The organism is Verrucosispora sp. WMMA2044 (genome assembly GCF_027497155.1).
Lineage (GTDB): Bacteria > Actinomycetota > Actinomycetes > Mycobacteriales > Micromonosporaceae > Micromonospora > Micromonospora palythoicola.
In genome coordinates this window covers 5,066,001-5,083,569 of sequence record NZ_CP114913.1, presented here as the reverse complement: position 1 = coordinate 5,083,569, position 17,569 = coordinate 5,066,001, and the positions used below count along the sequence as shown (strand labels likewise).

Below are 17,569 nucleotides of genomic sequence, written 5' to 3'. Positions count from 1 at the left end.
GCGCGGCCCCGGTCGGGCGGGTGGTCTCCGCCAGGCCGGGTGGGTGGCGGGGCTCGCGTTGCCGGTGACTCCCGCCCGGGGCCGTCGGCATCGTCGCTACCGTGTCGGGGTGACCGCCGATCCGCTCGCGCCGCTGCTCGACCTCGCCGACATCGCCGCCGCCGTGGAGCGTGCCCGCGACCGGTTCGACCGGGCGCTGGGCCACCGGGCGCTGCGGCGCCACGGCGGCCAGGTCGCCGCCGAGGTGAGCCTGCGCTCCGCGGTGGCCAGCGCCGGGCTGGAGGGTCACCACCACGAGCGGGAGACGGTACGCGCCGGCACCGTCACCGAACCGGTGCTCCAGGGCGCGCTGCGGGTGGCCGGCGCCCTGCCCGGGCTCAGTGAACTCTGGCCGAAGGCCCCCCGGCAGGTGCTGGCGAAGCTGCACGTGCTCGCCGCCCGCGAGGTGGTCGCCGAGACCGCGCTGGGCCGCCCGGTCGACGATCCGGTGGTCGCCGCCCGGCTCGACGCCCTGGCCACCCTGGTGGCCGGCGGTACCCGGGTCACTCCGCTGGTGCTGGCCGCCGTCGTACACGGTGAACTGCTCAACCTGCGCCCGTTCGCCGGCCCGTCGGGCGTGGTGGCCCGGGGCGCGGCCCGTCTCGTGCTGCTCTCCACCGGATTCGACCCACGTGGACTGCTCGCCGTCGATGTCGGGCACCGGGAACGCGAGCCGGAGTACGTGGGCGCGGCCGGCGCCTTCGCCACCGGCACCCCGGACGGACTGCGATCCTGGCTTCGCCACTACATGTCGGCCGTCGAGGTGGGCGCCGACCAGCTCACCGCGATCGGCGACGAGATCCTGGCCGCCGCCTGAGCGGGTACCGAAGATCCATCCGATGGTGGTGCCCGGTGGCTGTGCCCGCGGTGGTGCAGCTCGGGGCGCGGTCAGGCCGGCGAGGCGGAGGCGCGGGTGCGGCGATGCCGGCCGTACCAGGCGATGCCGATGGCCACCCCGACACCGACGCCGAGCGCCGCCGCGGCGACCGGCACGGCGGGCCGCTCGCGTAGTCGCCGCCCCAGCGGCACCGGGTGCCGGAACTCGAGCACCGGCCAGGCGTTCTCGACGGCCAGCCGGCGCAGCTGCCGGTCCGGGTTGACCACCGACGGATGCCCCACGCACTCCAGCAACGGGCGATCGCTGTACGAGTCGGAGTAGGCGTACGAGTCGGCCAGGTCGTAGTCCCGGGCGGTGGCGAGTTCGCTGACCGCCTCGACCTTGCTGGGACCGGCGGCGTAGAACTCGACCTCGCCGCTGTACCGCCCGTCGACCACGCCCATCCGGGTGGCGATCACGTCGGTCACCCCGAGCAGCGCACCGATGGGGCGCACCATCTCCTCGCCCGAGGCGGAAACCAGCACCACGTCCCGGCCGGCGGCCTGATGCTCCTCGATCAGCGCGGCGGCCTCCGCGTACACGTAAGGGTTGATGAGTTCGTGCAACGTCTCCGCGACGATCTGACGGACCTGCTCCACCGGCCACCCCTTACACAGGGTGGCGAGATAGTCACGGGTCCGGGCCATGGTCTGCTCGTCGGTGCCGCCCAGCCGGAACATCAGCTGCGCGTACGCCGACTTGACCACGTCACGCCGAGTGATCAGGCCGTCCCGGTAGAACGGCCTGCCGAACGCCAAGGCACTCGACTTGGCGATGACGGTCTTGTCCAGATCGAAGAAAGCGGCACTTCGGCCCACGGCGCGAAAGTCTAGCCCGATGGTCTATCGTCGGCGGGTGCCCGGGGGCTGAAGAGCGCTAAGACCTGCGGGCCGACCCCCACCCGCCTGCGAACAGTGACCGTGGTCACACCCAGCGAACAGGATTTCGCAGGGAGTGGAGGCTACACCACTCGACGTACACAGGTCCGCTCAGGCAGACTTGGTTACAGCACAGGCATTCATATCTCGTACAACCGGCAGACTCTCGGCGGTTGCACCCCCCGTGACCGCTGAGCGGGTTCGGCTCGACCCCCCCGGAGCCGAACCTCCGACGACCCCCGTCTCCCCCCGACGGGGGTCGTCCCTTTCCCTTCCCGTTGCCGGCCCAGGTGAAGCCGTGTCTGTCGAGTGGCATACCCTCCCGAAGCTGTCGCTGGGGAGGCACGATGAACAGAACCATTGCTCGCCACGGAGCCGGCGCGCTTGTCGCCTGGGTGGTCTTCGTGGCACAGACGCCCGTCATCTACGCCGGACTGCTCGTGTACGCGTCGAGCACCACTGGAGATCTGGGTGGCCCGCTCGCCGGGCCGGTACTGTGCGCTTCGTTGGCGTGTCTGGGCGTCGCCCTGGTGCCGCTGCTGTTCGTGCCGGCGGGCTGGATCGGTGAGATCGCCTCGAGAAGCGGACGGCTGTCCGTGAAGCTACTTGTCGCGTTCGCCGTCGCCGCAGTGCTGGCGATGCTCTACGTGGCCGGCATCGCGGTCCTGACCGACAAGCCGACGGTTGCCGGCACGTTGTTGGCGTGCGGGGGCGGCGCGGCCGCTGTGCTTGGTCCTACTGCGGCCTATGTCCTGATCGCCCATCGCAGGCTGAAGACGGGTTCGGTCCAGCGGTCGACTTCTTCCACACCGCCCCGGCGGTGAGGCCGGGCCGCCCAGGCGTCACCGCAGTAGCCCGGACTGGTTTCGTCAGCGCGGGTGGTAGACGACCGCGCGGCTCACACCCCAGACCGGGCGGATCGAGGCGGCGATGCGGCCACGGTCATCGAGGTCGACGACCTCGCCCTCCGTACTGATCCCGGCGAGGCTGAGGTCATGCAGCACGCCGCGTCGCCACAGCGCCGGGCGCTCGCTTCCATCGGTGGCCTGGGAACTGGCCAGGATCTCGCCACGGTTGTTGATTGCCCGCAGCCGGGTGAAGCTGCCGCCGAGGGTGCCGACGTCCAGGGCGCGTCCGTGCCGCCAGAGGATGCCGCGTTCGGACTGGTCGGCCGAGAACTGCCAGCCGATCGCCCAGCCACGGTCGTTGAGGGCGTACGTGTTGCTGCGGTTGAAGGGGCCGGCGCCGAGGTCGGTGACCCGGCCACGGTGCCACCGGGCGGCGTGGAAGCCGTCCGGTACGGACACTCCGCCGGCGACCTGGCCGCGCTCGTTGATGTCGGACACGTCGCCGAGGGGCAATGGCCGGGGACGGCGGTTCGTCCACAGGACAGGGCCCGCGTCGGTGTGACCGACGACCTGGCCGCGGTCGTTGATCGCCACGGGCCGGCCGGACGGGCCGCCCAGCGGCCGCAGGACGCCGCGATGCCAGACGTACGCGCCGGAGCCGTCGTCGCGGACGCCGACGACCTGACCTCGGTCATTGACATCGGTCGGGCTGAAGTCGCCCAGATTGATCATCCGGCCTCTGCGCCAGAGGAATCCGCGGTAGATGCCATCCGCGCCCTGGGCCCGGCCGACCACGTCACCTCGGTCGTTCATGCCGGTGGCGTAGCTGCTGTCACCACCGAGCGTGCCGAGGTCCACCGCGCGGTAGTCGGTGCGGGCTGGAGACACGGCGGCTGTGGGTGCGGCCGTGAGGGCGGCTGTGAGGAGTGCCGTGGCGAGGATGGATGGCATGGGACGGCTCCCTCCGGAGCGTGGCCGGCGAAGGGTGCGCCAAGCGTAGGCGCGTCCCGCCGCTCCGTCAGGGTGCTGTCACCTAGCGGACAGCCTCACCGGACGCTACGCACGACAGTCGCTCGCACGAGGGCTACCTGATCACGGCTCGGCCTGAGGTACGCATCGGTTCGAAGCAGACCAGGGCGCGGCCCCGGTGGTCGGTCACCACCCAGGGGTGCCCGACGTACGTGTGCTGCCGGTACGACTCGCGCGGTCGCAGCACGGCGTACTGCCTTCGGTGCCCACGGTGGTCCAGCCAGTAGACGATCACCGATCGCTGGCGGGAGTTCACGAATTCGATGCTCGTCTCGCTGCCGCCGCTGACCGAACGCAGATCATGTTCCCGCCATGCAGGTAGCGGGGTCAGCTGCGCCGGCTCAGGCGGTCGGGTGGTCGGTGGCGGGCCTGCCGACCGGCTCGGCGTGGGGGTCGGTCGGGCGCTCGGCCTGGGCGGCACGGTCGGCGAGGCGGGGCGGGTGGCCGACGGGGCCGGTGTCGCCCGCCGACTGAGTTGCGGCCGGGAGGAGGAGACCCCTCCGACGGATGACGAGGCTGCCGGTGCGGATGGCGACAGCGCGCCGGCGGAGGCGACACCGTCCAGGTTGGACCCGGGGCCACCCGGTTGCGGTGGGACCCAGTCCGACGGCACGTCCGGTGCCGCGACGGTCGGGGGTTCAGCCGCCGGCCAGAGCGTGGTGAGCAGGAGACCGAGCGCGGCGGCGGCGAGGCCAGCGAGCATCAGCCGGTGCGACATCCGGCCGGGAGCGCGGTGGGCGGGCTCGAGGGCGACGGCTGGCTCGCGTACGGGCGGAGGTTCGGTGACCGGGCCACCGTCGCCTGCGGTCGGTGCCGGTGGCAGTGCACGTGGAACCGGACGCGCCGACAGTTGTCTGGCGCGGGAACGCGGGTCGAACAGCCAGGGGCCGACCCGCAGCCTCGGCTCGACACGGGGTTGTTCGTGATCTGGCGACTGAGTCATGACCTCGATCCGGCGAGGAATGCCGTCCGGCCGACGGCACAGGACGTCGATTATGCGTGGTGCACGTCACGTCCCGCCATGGGTGGTGGGGGTCGAGACAGGTGCGATGTGCGGCCCGTCCATATAACAGATCAACGACCGTTGTGGGCGTTGTCCACAGAACGCTTCGTTGTCCACAGGCCCGCCGTCTGGGGCGGCGTGCGGGGCGGCAGCGGCGGCAGGGTTCGAGCCAGTGAACCCGCGCTGACCGCCTGGAGGCCGCGATGCCATCCCGTACCTCCGTCCCACCGGACCGGCGCCTGCCGCTGGTCGTCACCTCGGACGGTGACCTGCTCGACGACCTGCTTCGGCTCGCTGCCGCGGGCGGAGTCGAGGTGGAGGTCGCCGCCGATGCGGCGGCCGCCCGCACCCGCTGGCGGCCAGCCCCGTTGGTCCTTGTCGGCAGTGACCAGGCGCAGCCCTGCCTGCGGGCGCGGCTACCCCGACGAAGTCGACTCGTCCTAGTGGGTCGGTCCGGCGACGTCGAGTCCGGCTGGCAGGTGGCCGAGCTGCTCGGGGCCGAACATGTCGCGGTGTTGCCGGCGGCCGAGCCGTGGTTGGTGGACCGGTTCGCCGACTGCGGGGCCGAGGGTGGGGCCTCGGCGCACGCCCGAATGGTCGCGCTGGTCGGTGGTCGCGGCGGAGCCGGTGCCAGCATCCTCGCCGGTGGTCTCGCCGTCACCGCCGCCCGGGCACGGCTGCGTACTCTCCTGCTCGACGCCGATCCGCTCGGCGGCGGCCTGGATCTCGTGCTCGGCTGGGAGCAGATGGAAGGGCTGCGCTGGCCGGCGCTGACCGGTGCCGACGGACGGGTCGACGCACCGGCCCTGGTACGCGCGTTGCCCAGCCGGGGCGATCTGGTGGTGCTCTCCTGGGACCGTGGCGACCTGATCGCGGTGCCGGCCGAGGCGGTGGCCGCCACCCTGGACGCCGCCCGGCGGAGCCGGGACGTCGTGGTGGTCGACCTGCCCCGCCAACTCGACGACGCCGCGGTGACCGCTCTTCAGGCCGCCGACCGCGCGTTCGTGGTGGTACCCGCCGAACTGCGGGCGACCGCTGCCGCGGCCCGGGTGGTCACGGCGGTCGCCCCGCACTGTCGTGACCTGTCGGTCATCGTCCGGGGTCCCGCTCCCGGCCGGTTGCGCGCAACCGAGGTGGCCAGAGCACTCGGCCTGCCGCTGGCCGGCTCGCTACGGCCCGAGCCGGGGCTGTGCCGTGGGCTGGAGCGGGGTGAAGCCCCGGCGGCCGGTGGGCGCGGCCCGCTGGCCGAGCTCTGCCAGCGGATCGTCGCCGAACTCACCGGGCAGCCTGCGGCGGGTGCGGCATGACCGGCGAGAACCTCGCGGCCCGGGTACGGCAGCGGATCGCCGCGACCACCACGCCGGTGACCCCGGCCGCGATCGTCTCCGCGGTACGCGCCGAGCCTGATGCCGCCGTGCTCGGTGACAACGCCCTGCTGCGGATCGCCGACCGGGTCCGTGACGACCTGGTGGGTGCGGGCCCGCTCGCCGTGCTGCTGACCGACCCCGAGGTGACGGACGTACTGGTCAACGGGGCGCGGGTGTGGGTCGACCGGGGGCAGGGGCTGCACCAGGTGCCGGTGCCGGTGGGCACGCCCGACGACGTTCGTCGACTCGCGCAGCGGCTCGCGGCCGGAGCCGGTCGTCGGCTGGACGACGGTTCGCCGTGCGTCGACGCCCGGCTGGCCGACGGTACGCGGCTGCACGCGGTGCTACCGCCGGTGGCGACCGACGGGCCCTACCTGTCGTTGCGTACCTTCCGGCAGCGGCCCTTCACCCTCGACGAACTTGTGACCCAGGGCGCGGTGGCCCGGCCGGTGGCGCCGGTGCTCGCCGCCGTGGTGGCGGCCCGGCTCGCCTATCTGGTGATCGGCGGCACCGGCTCCGGCAAGACGACCCTGTTGAACACGTTGCTCGGCCTGGTGCCGACGACCGAGCGGATCGTGCTGGTCGAGGACGCCGCCGAGTTGCGACCGGTGCACCCGCACGTGGTGGGTCTGCAGACACGAACGGCCAACGTGGAGGGTTCGGGTGCCGTCGGCCTGAGCGAGCTGGTCCGGCAGGCGCTGCGGATGCGACCGGACCGGCTGGTGGTCGGCGAGTGCCGGGGTGCGGAGGTGGTCGACCTGCTGGCCGCTCTGAACACCGGGCACGAGGGTGGGGCGGGGACGCTGCACGCCAACACTCCGTCGGACGTACCGGCCCGGTTGGAGGCGCTCGGGCTGCTCGGTGGGTTGCCCCGTCCGGCGCTGCACGCCCAGGTGGCGGCGGCGCTCCAGGTGGTGTTCCAGATCCGCCGTACCCCGCAGGGCCGCGTGCTGGAATCCATCTGCCTGTTGTTGCCGGAAGGACCCGAGCGGCTGGTCACTGCCGTTCCCGCGTGGATTCGTGGTCGGGGGCTCGGGCTGGCGGCCCGGGCGCTCGGCACGCTGATCCGCAACCGCGACGTGCCGGTGCCGCCGATTCTGTGCGAGCCCTGGCCCGCGTCGGCGGTGTCGTCATGAATGGCGCGTGGTGGTGGGCGATGTCGGTGTTGCCGGTCCTGGTCGCCCTGACCTACCGGACGCGCGGGCGACGTGCCCTGTCAGGGGCCGAGGACGGCGGGACAGCGGCCGACGATCCGCTGGTCGCGTGGATCGTCGCCCTGCGTGAGGCGGGTGGTCGCCGGGACGGCGAGAGCCTGCGAGGCCGGGGTGGGCGCAGCCCGGAACCGACCGGTGTCGGGTGGCCGGCGACAACGGGGGCAGCGCCTTCGTGGCGTGCGGCTCACCCGTCCAGCCCAGCTGCGTCCCCGATCGGCTGGCCCAGGTCAGGGCCGCCGACAGCACCGACCGCGTCCCGTCCGCCGGGGCCGCGTGGAAGCCGGCGGCCGAGGCGGCCCGGTGGCGTAGCCGGTGCTGTCGTACCGGGCGGAGCATCCGTCGTCGCGTCGACGGCACGGGGAGCCGGCACGCGGTTGTTGGACGAGGACCAGACTGCCAGGAGCGACATCGACCACCGCGACCAGACCGGCCACCACGACCAGACCGACCGCGGCGACCAGACCGGCCATGGCGACCAGACCGGCCACGGCGACCGGACCGGCCACCGGGTACCGGCCGACCTGCGGGTACCGATCGAGCATCGCGCGCAGACCGATCAGCGGGCACCGAGGGCGCAGCGACCGGCGGCGCCAGTGGCGAAACCGCGGCGTGTTCTGGTGCTGACCTGCCTGCTCGGCGCGGGGATCGGTCAGTTGCTGGCCGGTCCGGTGGCGGCGGTGGCCCTGGCCGGCTACGGCGTACTGGGTGTGCGGGCGATGCGCCGCCGGGCAACCCTGGGCCGGGCCGTCCGGGACCGCCGGGAGCGGCTGGATCAGCTGTGCGCCCTGGCCGGGGACCTGCGAGTGGGTCTGCCGGTGCCGGTGGCCGCGCAGGTGCTGACGAACTCGTTGTCCGGCGTCACGCCGGCTGCGGCCCACCCGGTCGCGCCGACGGGTGAGACCGTCACCGACGATGGTCAGCCCGTCGGGTCCGCGCATCGTCTACCGGGCCCGGCCATGCCCGGTCTCGCCGAGGATCGGCTCGGGCGACTGGCCGGGGCCGCGGTACGGCTGGCCGAGCGGACGGGGGCGCCGCTGGCCGATCTGGTGGAGCGGATCGAGGCCGACGCCCGGTCGACGGACCGAGGGCTGGCGGCGGCCACGGCCCAGGCGTCAGGTGCCCGCGCGACCGCCTGGTTGCTGGCCGCCCTGCCGCTGGGTGGGATCGGCCTCGGCTATGGCATCGGGGTGGATCCCCTCCAGGTGCTGCTGCACACTCCGGTCGGTGGTGCTTGCGCGGTCGCCGCCGTGGGCCTTCAGGTGATCGGCCTGCTCTGGGCGGAGCGACTCTCGGCCACCTCCGCCGGGAGCAGCTGATGTCCGGGACGCAGCTGGTCGCCGGCGGGTTGGCCGGCGTCGTACTTGTCGCTGGGCTCGCGGTCGGCCGGTACCGGCCCCGACGCCGGTTGCGTCGGCTGTCCGGACAGCCGACGCCCGGCCGGGTGGGTCAGCGGTTCTGGCGGTCGTTGCGCGGGCGGACGAGGTCCTGCGGGGGGAGAGCGGCCGCCCAGCGGGACGGGCCACCTGACGAAGCCTCGGCACCGGCTTCGACGACCCCGTCGCGGCACACGAATCGGTGGGGACTGGACCTCGTCCGGCTGGCCGCCGGGCTGTCCGGCCTGGCGGCGGCGGTGCTGATCGAGGGCTGGGCCGGACCGGTGGCGGCACTGCCCACGGCGGTGCTGCTCGACCGGCTGCTCCGGCGGATCGAGTCACCGACCGTACGTCGTAGCCGGCTGCGTGCCACCGCCGACCTACCGCTCGCCGCCGACCTGCTGGCGGCAGCGCTGCGGGCAGGGGCACCCGTGGAACGTTCGCTGCTCGCCGTGGCCGACGCGCTCGGTGGGCCGCTGGGCCGACAACTTGCCCGGGTCGGCCGGACGCTACAACTCGGCGGTGGGCCGCACGAGGCGTGGGCACATCTGGCGGAGGTGCCGGGAGCACACCGCGTGGCCACCGCCGCGATCCGCTCGGCGAGCAGTGGCGCCGCCCTGGCCGGAGCGCTCACCCGGCTCGCCGACGACCTGAGAGCTGATCGCGCCGTCGCGCTCGAGTCGGCTGCGCGCCGTGCCGGCGTGCTGATCGTGCTGCCGCTGGGCCTGTGCTTTCTGCCCGCCTTCATTCTCGCCGGTCTGGTGCCGGTGATCGTCGCCGTCCTCGGCGACGTGCTGTGAAACCCAACGAGAAAGGACGAACACGTGCGCAGAATCCTCGCCCGCCTTCGCGGGGACGCCGGAATGAACACCGCGGAGTACGCGGTCGGAACGCTCGCCGCGGTGGCCTTCGGCGGCGTCCTGCTCAAGGTGCTGACCTCCGACGGTGTGCAGTCCGCGCTGACGGCCGTCATCGACCGGGCACTGAAGTGACCCGGCGCCGGCCGGCCGGCCACGACCGGGGATCGTTCACGGCCGAGATGGCGGCCGGCCTGCCGGCGCTGGTGCTGCTCCTGCTCACCGGGCTGACCACGATCAACGCGGTGAGCACCAAGGCGGCGTGCCTGGACGCGGCCCGGGAGGCGGCGCTCGCCGCCGCCCGGGGAGAGCCGGGCGCCACCGCCGGCCGCCGGCAGGCCCCGGCCGGTGCCGAGGTGGTCGTCGTCTCGGACGGCGAACTCGTCCGGGTGACGGTCCGCGCCTCCGTCCGCGCCCTCGGCACCGACCTGCCCGCGATCAGCGTCGTGGCCACGGCCGTCGCGGCGGTCGAACCGGGTGCGCCGGAGCCGCACCCGTGAGCGCCGTCGCAGCTCACCCGGCCACCGCCACCCAGGGGCGCGACCTGCGTCCCCGTCGACTGCGTCCCGGATGGCGGGCGGCTGGTGGTGAGCGGGGTGGGGCCACGATCTGCCTGCTCGGGGTGGGGCTGTTGTTCGTCGTGGCGGGCCTGTTCGGTGCGGGTGTGGGAGCGGCCCGGGTGGCGCGTCAGCAGGCTCTGGTGGCCGCCGATCTCGGTGCCCTCGCGGGTGCGGCACGGGTTCTTCAGGACGCGCCGGTGGCGTGCGCCCGGGCGGCGGAGCTGGTCGCCGCGAACGCTGCCCGGCTGGTGTGGTGCCGGATCGACGGGCTGGACGTGCTGGTCACCACCGAGGTGATGGTGAGCCCGTTGCCGGGAATGACCCGGACGGCCAGGGCCACCAGCCGGGCCGGCCCGCTGCGCGGCTGACCGGGTAGCGGCAGCGGGCGGTTGGGGCGGTAGTGGCGGGCCGGCCCGCTCGGCGTGGTGGTCGAGCGGGCCGGCCAGGGGCCAGGTGGATCGCTGGGTCAGGACCGGCGTCAGCGGCCCTGCAGGGCGTCGAGGGCGACGGCCATGGCGATCACCAGGCGACGGTCGATCTGCGGGTTCTGGATCTCGACGACGTACCGGTCGCGCAGACCCCACTTCTTGACCACGGAGAAGACGGGCTGCCCGTCCGCGACGAAGTCGAAGTGGTACGGCAGCCAGGACAGCGAGTCGACGAAACGGCGCAGCAGTGCCACCGGCATGCTGCGCTCCTGGCCGGTGACGTTGGGCAGACCGGCCTGCTCGACGTGCCAGGTCGAGCGGAGCAGGGACTGCGCGAAGTCCTTCCGGAACAGGCCGATCGGGTTGCCGGCGTGGTCGGTGACGTCGTACGTGGCACCGAGGTCCAGGCGCTGGCGTGCCTTGAAGCCGAGCAGTGGCTGCTGCTTGGACTCGTCGGTGTAGATCGTCACCTGCTCCTTGAAGGCGAGCCGCTTCTGCTGGGCGAACGCCAGCAGCCCACCCTCGGAACCGTCCGGCGCGACGCTGTGCACCTCGTACTGGTTGACCATGAACCGCACCCGCTGACGGATGTGGAACTGCTGCTGTGCCTGCAAGCTGTCGAGCTGCATGAGAACTCCTCGATTGTGGTGCGCCGGAGTGTCGCACAGTCGGACAACGGCTGCGTGCAGGGTCCGCCGGTCAGCGGACGCCGTCTACGCCCGACCGGTGCGTCATGGTGGTCAACAGCAGATGGATGGTGCGCAGACGTTCGTTGATCTGATCCAGCCGTTCGGCCTGGGCCAGGGTGGCGAGCGCGGTCCCCAGCGCGATCTGCTGGTTGACGTCGAGCTTCTCCTGATCGATGGTGTAGAGCAGGTCGACGGTCTCGGCGATGGTGTCGGCCACGGCCTCTCCTCCATGCTGGCACTGACGGTGAACGGCAAGCACAACGCTCTATGGAAGCGCTCCCACCATCATTGCCCGGTGGCCCCGGTTTTCATACCCGGCCGGTCACTGCGGCAGGTTGGCGAGCACCACGTCGAGCACCCGGATCGCGTCCGGCTTGGACAGCGGATTGTTGCCGTTGCCGCACTTGGGTGACTGCACGCAGGACGGGCAACCGGTCTCGCAGCCACACTCGGCGATCGCGTCGCGGGTGGCCCCTAGCCACGACGCGGCCATGCCGTACGCCCGCTCCGCGAAGCCCGCACCCCCCGGATGGCCGTCGTAGACGAAGACGGTCGGGGCCTCGGTGTCCGGATGCACCGCCGTGGAGAGCCCGCCGATGTCCCACCGGTCACAGGTGGCGACCAGCGGCAGCAGTCCGATGGCGGCATGTTCGGCCGCGTGCAGAGCCCCCGGCACGTCGGCCGGCGCCACCCCCGCGTCGATCAGCGACTCGGGGGAGAGGGTGAACCAGACCGCTACGGTACGCAGCTCACGCGCCGGCAGGTCCAACGGGCGGGTGTCGATCACCTCGCCGGTGGCGATCCGCCGCCGCTGGTAGGAGACCACCTGACTGGTGACGTCGACCTCGCCGAGGAAAAGCCCGACCGGTCCGGCGTCCAGGTACGAACGCACCGAAACCACCGACAGCGACGTGACGTCGCGGGCGTGGGTGGACCACTCCGGCTCCTCGGGGTGCACCAGCGCGCACCCGTCGTCGAGGTCGAGCGAGTCGACCACGTACGACGCGCCCTGGTGCAGGTAGACCGCGCCGGGGTGCAGCAGGAAGTGCGCCGAGCCGCCGTCGACCGTACCGAGCAGCCGGCCGGTCGCCGCCTCCACCACGCAGACCGGGGCGCCACCGTCGCCGCGCAGATCCACCTCGGGCCGTTCCCGATGCCGCCAGTACCAGCCGGTCGGCCGTTGGCGCAGCGCGCCCGCCTCGACCAGCGCCGCCACGGCCTCCTTGGCGCCGTCGCCGAAAAGCTCCAGGTCGGCCGCGGTCAACGGGGCCTCCGCCGCCGCGCAGGCCAGCTGCGGACCGAGCACGTACGCGTTGGCCGGGTCGAGCACGGTCGCCTCCACCGGCGCACCGAAGACGGCCTCCGGATGGTGCACCAGGTAGGTGTCCAGCGGGTCGTCCCGGGCCACCAGCACCGCGAGAGCCTCCTGGCCGGAGCGTCCGGCCCGGCCCGCCTGCTGCCACAGCGACGCCCGGGTGCCCGGATATCCGCAGATCACGACCGCGTCCAGCCCGATCAGGTCGACCCCCAGCTCCAGGGCGTTCGTCGAGGCCAGACCGAGCAGCTCGCCGTGCAGCAGCGCCCGCTCCAACTCGCGACGCTCCTCGCGCAGGTAGCCGGCCCGGTACGCGGCCACTCGGTCGCCGAGCCCCGGCACCGCCTCGTCGAGGCTGCGCCGGGCGCTGGTCGCCACCACCTCGGCGCCCCGGCGGGAGCGGACGAAGGCCAGCGTGCGTACCCCGGCGGCGACGGTGTCGGCGAGCAGGTCGGCGGTCTCCCGCAGCGCCGAGCGGCGAACCTGGGCCAGCTCGGACCCGGGCTCGCCGGACCCGGCGGCCGACGGGTCCGGCGGGAGCAGCGGCGGCTCCCAGAGGGCGAAGGTGACCCCGGCGCGCGGCGAGGTGTCCTCGGTGACGGCTGTCACCGGGAGGCCGGTCAGCCGGCCGGCCGCCGCGGCCGGATCGCCCGACGTCGCCGACGCCAGCACGAACGTCGGTCCGTCGGCGCGTCCGTACCGGGCGCACTGCCGGCGCAGCCGACGCAGTACGTGGGCGACGTGCGAGCCGAACACGCCTCGGTAGACGTGGCACTCGTCGATCACCACGTACGCCAGCCGACGCAGGAAGCCGGACCACTGGGCGTGCCCGGGCAGGATGCCGTGGTGCAGCATGTCGGGGTTGGTCAGCACGAACCGGGAGTGCCGCCGGATCCACTCCCGCTCGGCCCGCGGGGTGTCGCCGTCGTAGCAGGCCGGGCGTACGCCCTCGATCTCCAGCGCGGCGACGGCGCGCAACTGGTCGGCGGCGAGCGCCTTGGTCGGCGCCAGGTAGAGCACGGTGGCACGCGGGTCGGCGAGCAGCGTGGCCAGCGCCGGAAGTTGGTACGCCAGGGACTTGCCGGACGCGGTGCCGGTGGCCACCACGACGTGTCGGCGGTCGTACGCCAGGCCGGCCGCCTCGGCCTGGTGCCGCCACGGCGTGGTCACCCCGCGCCGGGCGTACGCCGCCCGCAGCTCCTCCGGAGCCCAGGACGGCCACGATGCCGGTACCCCGGGCCGGGGCGGCACCCGCTCGACGTGGGTGACCGGATCGGCGGGGTGCCGCTGGCGTAACCGGCGCAGCAACTCCCCGGGCGGCGCGAGCGGTGGGCCGGCCGTAACGGCGTCGGTGGGTCGCTCGGGGCCGCTGCCGGCGGATACGGTGGCTGCCGAGGTCACGTCCTGCACTCTCGCACTGGTGTTCGGGTGTTGGGAAATCGGCGTGCCGGGTACGGATGGGCTGCCCCGGTGAGTCGTCGGCCCGACCCCGGGGTAGTGGTTAGATGCCAAGAGAGTTTACGGCTGCCTGAGGAGGACGGATGGAGCTGTCGCTGGCGACCCGCACCGTGGGTGAGCACACGGTGCTCGAGGTCGGCGGTGAGGTGGACGTCTACACCGCCCCCCGGCTGCGCGAACGGCTCCTGGAACTGATCGACGCCGGGGCCCGGCACGTGGTGGTCGACCTGGGTCGGGTGGACTTCCTCGACTCCACCGGGCTGGGTGTGCTGGTCGGCGCGCTCAAGCGGCTGCGTACCGCGGACGGCACCTTCGCCCTGGTCTGCGACAAGGAGCCGCTTCTCAAGATCTTCCGGATCACCGCGCTGGACCAGGTGTTTCCGTTGTACCCGACGGTCGAAGCGGCGACCGGCGCCGGTAAGTGATGGCCACCGTCCGGCTCTCCTTCTCGCCCGCGCCGGTGCACGTGCGTACCGCCCGCCTGGTCGGCGTCGCGGTGGCCCGGCGCGCTGGCGTTCGCGAGGATCTGCTCGACGAGGTCCGCCTGGCCATCGGCGAGGCGTGCACCCGGGCGGTCGCTCTGCACCGTCAGTACGGCCTCGCCGAGCCGGTGCTGGTGGAGATGTCCGACTCGGGGACGTACGCGGTGCGGGTGGTGGACCGGGCACCGATCGAGGCGAGCATCGGTCTTGCCGCCCTCGACGCCGACCAGTTGGCCAACGAGTCGCTCAACGAGGACGACCTGACCACCGGAGTGGGCTTCGCCCTGCTCGCCGGATTCGTCGAGGATCTTCAGGTCCGCCCCGTCGACGAGGGTGTCGGCACCGAGGTACGGATGGTCTGGCCGGTCAACCGCTGACCTCGCGCGGACCCGCCGACCGGATCACCATGGACCGGTCCCTATATCAGATTTCGGTTCATAACACAGCGACGGAGATCATCCAGACCCGCCGCCACCTCGGTGTGACCTCGAACACTGGGGGCGGCTAGAGTACGCGGGTTGTCAGCAAGTGATCCACCCGGCAGCCAGCACAGATGGGCGTGGAGTCGCTGGTTCGCCGGGTGGATCGGCGCGCGCTTGCGAATTCGCATCCAGGCGCCGGACGGTGCGTCTCCACCGGCCGGCGCGTTGTTCGGCACAGGAGGACACAGATGTCCGACACCTTGGCCGCCGAGGGCGGCGGGATCTCCCTCACCGGAGCCAATGTCACGTACGTCGTCATCGCCGCGGTGATCGCGCTGGTCGCGCTCGCCTTCGCCGCCGCGTTGACGAAGACGGTGCTGGCCGCCGGCAAGGGCACCACCAACATGCAGGAGATCTCCGGGGCCGTGCAGGAGGGCGCCTCGGCCTACCTGCTCCGGCAGTTCCGGACCCTGGCGATCTTCGTGGTGATCGCCGTGGTTCTGCTGTTCCTGCTACCGGTGCACAACACCGACGGCAGCGAAGTCGCGGTGAAGATCGGTCGCTCGCTCTTCTTCGTGGTCGGTGCCCTGTTCAGCGCCTTCATCGGCGGCGCGGGCATGTGGCTGGCGACCCGGGCCAACCTGCGGGTGGCCGCCGCCGCCCGGGAGCGTGAAGGTGGCCGGGAGTCGGCCATGAAGATCGCCTTCCGGACCGGTGGCGTGGTCGGCTTCCTCACCGTCGGTCTCGGTCTCTTCGGTGCCGCGCTGGTTGTCCTGATCTTCCGGGGTGACGCGCCGACGGTGCTGGAGGGCTTCGGCTTCGGCGCCGCACTGCTGGCCATGTTCATGCGGGTCGGTGGTGGCATCTTCACCAAGGCCGCCGACGTCGGCGCCGACCTGGTCGGCAAGGTCGAGCAGGGCATCCCGGAGGACGACCCGCGCAACGCCGCCACCATCGCCGACAACGTGGGCGACAACGTCGGCGACTGCGCCGGCATGGCCGCCGACCTGTTCGAGTCGTACGCGGTCACCCTGGTCGCCGCGCTGATCCTGGGCCGGGCCGCGTTCGGCACCGACGGCCTGGTGCTGCCGCTGATCATCTCCACGATCGGGGTGCTGGTCGCCATCATCGGCGTCTTCATCACCCGGCTGCGCGCCTCCGACCGCAACGGCCTGACCGCGATCAACCGGGCCTTCTACCTCTCCGCGCTGATCTCGGCGGTGCTGGTCGCGGTGGCCACCTTCGCCTACCTTCAGCCGACGTGGGCGGCGCAACTCGGTGACGACTGGCGGACCACCCTCGGTGTGAACGGCGGCGACCCGCTCTTCGGCCCGCGCGGCGTGGTCATCGGCGCGGTGATCATCGGTATCGTGCTGGCCGCCGCCATCCAGGCGTTGACCGGCTACTTCACCGAGACCAACAAGCGTCCGGTGCAGGACATCGGCAAGAGTTCGCAGACCGGTCCGGCGACCGTCATCCTCGCCGGCATCAGCGTCGGCCTGGAGTCGGCGGTCTACTCGGCGTTGCTCATCGCCGGTGGTGTCTTCGGCGCCTTCCTGCTGGGCGGCGGGTCCATCACCCTTTCGCTGTTCGCCGTGGCGCTGGCCGGTACCGGCCTGCTCACCACCGTCGGCGTGATCGTCGCGATGGACACCTTCGGCCCGATCTCCGACAACGCCCAGGGTGTGGCCGAGATGTCCGGCGACATCGACGAGCACGGCGCTCGTACGCTCACCGAGCTGGACGCGGTCGGCAACACCACCAAGGCGATCACCAAGGGCATCGCGATCGCCACCGCGGTGCTGGCCGCGACCGCGCTGTTCGGCTCCTACACCGACACGCTGCGCACCGCGTACGCCGACGCGGGGGTGACCGACGTCGGTGCCGAGATCCTCAACGCGTTGAACGTGTCGAACCCGCAGAACCTGGTCGGCCTGATCATCGGCGCGGCGGTGGTGTTCCTCTTCTCCGGTCTGGCCATCAACGCGGTTTCCCGTTCGGCGGGTGCCGTGGTGATGGAGGTCCGCCGGCAGTTCCGCGAGCTGCCCGGAATCATGGACCGCACCCAGCGTCCGGAGTACGGCAAGGTCGTCGACATCTGCACCCGCGACGCGCAGCGAGAGCTGCTCACCCCGGGTCTGCTGGCCATCCTGGCGCCGATCGCGGTCGGCTTCGGCCTCGGGCCCGGTGCGCTGGCGTCGTACCTGGCCGGTGCGATCGGTGCCGGCACGCTGATGGCGGTCTTCCTGGCCAACTCCGGCGGTGCCTGGGACAACGCGAAGAAGATGGTCGAGGACGGCGCGTACGGCGGCAAGGGTTCCGAGGCGCACGCCGCGACCGTCATCGGCGACACCGTCGGTGACCCGTTCAAGGACACCGCCGGCCCGGCGATCAACCCGCTGATCAAGGTGATGAACCTGGTGGCGCTGCTGATCGCGCCGGCCGTGGTGGCGTGGAGCGTGGGCGACGACCGTAACGTCGGCCTGCGGGTCACCATCGCGCTCGTGGCGACGTTGATCGTCGTCGCGGCGGTGGTGTTCAGCAAGCGCAAGAGCATCGCGATGGGTGACGACGCCGACAGCGGTTCCGGCAGCGCGGACCCGCGTCCGGAGGAGATCAAGGCCTGACGCGTCGGGCACACCGGTCCCCGGTCGGCGACGTCTGCCGGCCGGGGACCGGTCGCCTCCACGGACCCCGGTACCGATGACCGGTGCCGACCGGAAGGAGAAG

Annotated in this window: 18 protein-coding genes; 12 read left to right on the top strand and 6 right to left on the bottom strand. The window is 72.5% G+C overall.

What is annotated here, in order from left to right; all coding sequences use genetic code 11:
* Positions 1 to 109: 109 nt before the first annotated feature.
* On the top strand, positions 110 to 856 hold the full coding sequence (locus O3597_RS23095) for an oxidoreductase (protein WP_164446470.1): 747 nt from the start codon (positions 110 to 112) through the stop codon (positions 854 to 856).
* A 71-nt stretch (positions 857 to 927) separates the two neighbouring features.
* Here the strand turns inward: O3597_RS23095 and O3597_RS23090 are convergent, their stop codons facing one another.
* A complete protein-coding gene (locus O3597_RS23090; protein WP_164446469.1) occupies positions 928 to 1,734 on the bottom strand; it encodes an HAD-IB family hydrolase in 807 nt (268 codons plus the stop codon).
* A gap of 407 nt (positions 1,735 to 2,141) precedes the next feature.
* Here O3597_RS23090 and O3597_RS23085 point away from each other — a divergent pair, with 407 nt between their 5' ends.
* A complete protein-coding gene (locus tag O3597_RS23085; protein WP_164446468.1) occupies positions 2,142 to 2,618 on the top strand; it encodes a hypothetical protein in 477 nt (158 codons plus the stop codon).
* Positions 2,619 to 2,663: 45 nt separating this feature from the next.
* Here O3597_RS23085 and O3597_RS23080 read toward each other — a convergent pair whose 3' ends face one another.
* Complete coding sequence (locus O3597_RS23080; protein WP_281602378.1) at positions 2,664 to 3,593, bottom strand: hypothetical protein; 930 nt, start codon at positions 3,591 to 3,593, stop codon at positions 2,664 to 2,666.
* A gap of 133 nt (positions 3,594 to 3,726) precedes the next feature.
* On the bottom strand, positions 3,727 to 4,614 hold the full coding sequence (locus O3597_RS23075) for a hypothetical protein (protein ID WP_235944543.1): 888 nt from the start codon (positions 4,612 to 4,614) through the stop codon (positions 3,727 to 3,729).
* A 263-nt stretch (positions 4,615 to 4,877) separates the two neighbouring features.
* On the opposite strand from O3597_RS23075, the gene ssd reads away from it, so the two are divergent.
* From ssd to O3597_RS23040, 7 genes are all read left to right on the top strand, one after another.
* On the top strand, positions 4,878 to 5,981 hold the full coding sequence (ssd, locus tag O3597_RS23070; RefSeq protein ID WP_281602377.1) for a septum site-determining protein Ssd: 1,104 nt from the start codon (positions 4,878 to 4,880) through the stop codon (positions 5,979 to 5,981).
* Positions 5,978 to 7,177, top strand: a complete 1,200-nt coding sequence (locus tag O3597_RS23065; RefSeq protein ID WP_281602376.1) for a TadA family conjugal transfer-associated ATPase — start codon at positions 5,978 to 5,980, stop codon at positions 7,175 to 7,177. Before ssd ends, O3597_RS23065 begins: the two co-directional genes overlap by 4 nt.
* A 452-nt stretch (positions 7,178 to 7,629) precedes the next feature.
* Complete coding sequence (locus tag O3597_RS28610) at positions 7,630 to 8,571, top strand: hypothetical protein (protein ID WP_348650309.1); 942 nt, start codon at positions 7,630 to 7,632, stop codon at positions 8,569 to 8,571.
* Between the two features lie 266 nt (positions 8,572 to 8,837).
* On the top strand, positions 8,838 to 9,428 hold the full coding sequence (locus O3597_RS23055) for a type II secretion system F family protein (RefSeq protein WP_281604619.1): 591 nt from the start codon (positions 8,838 to 8,840) through the stop codon (positions 9,426 to 9,428).
* 63 nt (positions 9,429 to 9,491) lie between these two features.
* The gene (locus O3597_RS23050; protein WP_205808979.1) at positions 9,492 to 9,620 is read left to right on the top strand and encodes a DUF4244 domain-containing protein; all 129 of its coding nucleotides are present in this window, start codon (positions 9,492 to 9,494) and stop codon (positions 9,618 to 9,620) included.
* On the top strand, positions 9,617 to 9,985 hold the full coding sequence (locus O3597_RS23045) for a TadE family type IV pilus minor pilin (RefSeq protein WP_281602375.1): 369 nt from the start codon (positions 9,617 to 9,619) through the stop codon (positions 9,983 to 9,985). Before O3597_RS23050 ends, O3597_RS23045 begins: the two co-directional genes overlap by 4 nt.
* A 44-nt stretch (positions 9,986 to 10,029) precedes the next feature.
* Complete coding sequence (locus tag O3597_RS23040; protein WP_281604618.1) at positions 10,030 to 10,413, top strand: Rv3654c family TadE-like protein; 384 nt, start codon at positions 10,030 to 10,032, stop codon at positions 10,411 to 10,413.
* A gap of 110 nt (positions 10,414 to 10,523) precedes the next feature.
* On the opposite strand, the gene O3597_RS23035 is transcribed toward O3597_RS23040, so the two are convergent.
* The 3 genes from O3597_RS23035 to O3597_RS23025 all read right to left on the bottom strand — a co-directional run bounded on the left by O3597_RS23035 (position 10,524) and on the right by O3597_RS23025 (position 13,878).
* On the bottom strand, positions 10,524 to 11,102 hold the full coding sequence (locus O3597_RS23035) for a hypothetical protein (protein ID WP_164446463.1): 579 nt from the start codon (positions 11,100 to 11,102) through the stop codon (positions 10,524 to 10,526).
* Positions 11,103 to 11,172: 70 nt separating this feature from the next.
* A complete protein-coding gene (locus tag O3597_RS23030; RefSeq protein ID WP_164446462.1) occupies positions 11,173 to 11,379 on the bottom strand; it encodes a hypothetical protein in 207 nt (68 codons plus the stop codon).
* Positions 11,380 to 11,484: 105 nt separating this feature from the next.
* Positions 11,485 to 13,878: a DEAD/DEAH box helicase gene (locus O3597_RS23025; protein WP_281602374.1), complete on the bottom strand. Its 2,394-nt coding sequence runs from the start codon at positions 13,876 to 13,878 to the stop codon at positions 11,485 to 11,487.
* Positions 13,879 to 14,018: 140 nt separating this feature from the next.
* Here O3597_RS23025 and O3597_RS23020 point away from each other — a divergent pair, with 140 nt between their 5' ends.
* The 3 genes from O3597_RS23020 (at position 14,019) to O3597_RS23010 (ending at position 17,466) form a co-directional block, all read left to right on the top strand.
* Entirely contained in the window at positions 14,019 to 14,360 is a 342-nt protein-coding gene (locus O3597_RS23020) for an STAS domain-containing protein (RefSeq protein ID WP_204002474.1), read from the top strand.
* Positions 14,360 to 14,794, top strand: a complete 435-nt coding sequence (locus O3597_RS23015) for an ATP-binding protein (RefSeq protein ID WP_164446460.1) — start codon at positions 14,360 to 14,362, stop codon at positions 14,792 to 14,794. Before O3597_RS23020 ends, O3597_RS23015 begins: the two co-directional genes overlap by 1 nt.
* Before the next feature lie 293 nt (positions 14,795 to 15,087).
* Entirely contained in the window at positions 15,088 to 17,466 is a 2,379-nt protein-coding gene (locus O3597_RS23010; RefSeq protein ID WP_164446459.1) for a sodium-translocating pyrophosphatase, read from the top strand.
* Positions 17,467 to 17,569: the final 103 nt, after the last annotated feature.